The organism is Rahnella perminowiae, assembly GCF_019049755.1.
Lineage (GTDB): Bacteria > Pseudomonadota > Gammaproteobacteria > Enterobacterales > Enterobacteriaceae > Rahnella > Rahnella perminowiae.
Genome location: NZ_JAFMOS010000185.1, coordinates 1 through 1,511 on the forward strand (window position 1 = coordinate 1; position 1,511 = coordinate 1,511).

Annotated in this window: 2 protein-coding genes; both read left to right on the forward strand. The window is 48.3% G+C overall.

Features of this window, described 5'->3' with window-relative positions; genetic code table 11:
* A partial coding sequence (locus tag J1785_RS01105) for a hypothetical protein (RefSeq protein ID WP_217218607.1) occupies positions 1-201 on the forward strand: 201 nt, incomplete at its 5' end.
* Positions 177-1,400, forward strand: coding sequence for a tyrosine-type recombinase/integrase (locus J1785_RS01110; protein ID WP_217218608.1), 1,224 nt, complete (start codon positions 177-179; stop codon positions 1,398-1,400). The genes J1785_RS01105 and J1785_RS01110, both read left to right, overlap by 25 nt.
* Positions 1,401-1,511 lie beyond the last annotated feature (111 nt).

Here is a 1,511-nt window from a genome sequence, read left to right on the forward strand (position 1 = left end):
CCATGGTATATAGCGGTAAATCACAGTCCACCTGAAAATGTTTATTTTATTGATATAAATGAATTATTTCATAAATCACGTACATCCTTGTATATGTCGGTACAGGCTCATACACTTGACGGTGTATCACGTGGTGTATCACGTGGAAAATATGAACTGAGTTTTTGGGCGGTAAAATGGCTGGTGGCACAAACAAACTGAGCGATAAAAAGCTGAGGTCAATCCTGAATGTCCCGAGGGATGGTGAAGCACTCATATCTGATGGCGACGGGCTAAGCGTTCGAGTGTCCAAAACTGGCGTGATTAGCTGGGTGTACGCTTACCGGTTGGGCGGGCGTGGGGCAAAGCTGGAACGGCTAAAGCTCGGTAATTATCCTGATATGCCTTTGAAGCTGGCACGTGAGAAGCGTGATCAGTGTCGTGCCTGGCTGGCAGATAGCAAAGACCCGAAGCACCAGTTGAGTTTTACCACCGCGGAAACCCTGAAGCCGGTCACCGTCAAGGATGCGCTTGTTTACTGGATAACTGAGTACGCGACCGATAACCGCGCCAATGTCGCTCGTCATAAAGCCCAGCTCGAGAAGCATATTTATCCGTACATTGGTTCCCTGCCGCTGGCGCAGTGTGAAACCCGCCATTGGCTTGAATGCTTTGACAGGATCAAGAAAGATTCGCCGGTTGCAGCTGGTTATGTCTTTCAAATGTCCAAGCAAGCTCTGAAGTTCTGCCGGGTTCGTCGCTATGCCGTGAGCAATGTCTTAGACGACCTGACCATACCTGATGTAGGTAGTAAGCAGGAAAAAGGGGACAGGGACCACTCTGATGACGAAATAGGCCAGATCTGGCAAGCCAGCCAGCAATTTAAATTTAAACCTTACTACGCCTCAATGTTGCGGGTACTGGTGACGTTCGGTTGTCGTTCGCAGGAGGCGCGTTTATCCACCTGGGATGAGTGGGATCTCAAGAAATGGGTATGGACGGTGCCAAAGGCTCATAGTAAAGGCGGAACAAAGATTGTTCGCCCCGTTCCTGATGCTATGCGACCATTTATTGAAGACCTTCACCGCCAGCATAAGGATAGCGGCCTGTTGCTGGGAGAGATAAAAGAATCATCTGCAGTGAGCCAATGGGGACGCCTGATCTGGAAACGGCTGGGGCATGCTGAACCATGGTCACTTCACGACATCCGCCGTACATTCGCCACCAAACTAAATGATTTGGGTGTCGCTCCTCACGTTGTCGAACAGCTTTTGGGGCACACCATGCCGGGAGTTATGGCTGTGTATAACCTGAGCCAATACATGCCGGAGAAGATGGAAGCGCTGAATATGTGGTGCGAGCACCTATCTTTACTGTCTGGTGAGCATGAAAACGTTATTTTATTGCAGGTGAAAAAATGAATTTACCAAATAGACTTTATTATCCATTAGAATTAGCTGCAAAAGAGCTTGGCTGCACCTCTGCTGATCTTATTCATTTTGGAGCTACTTCCAATATTGAGATTTGCATAC

Bases quoted from the DNA above. Each gene is read 5' to 3' on its own strand.
- J1785_RS01110 (WP_217218608.1), top strand. From the start codon at position 177: ATGGCTGGTGGCACAAACAAACTGAGCGATAAAAAGCTGAGGTCAATC.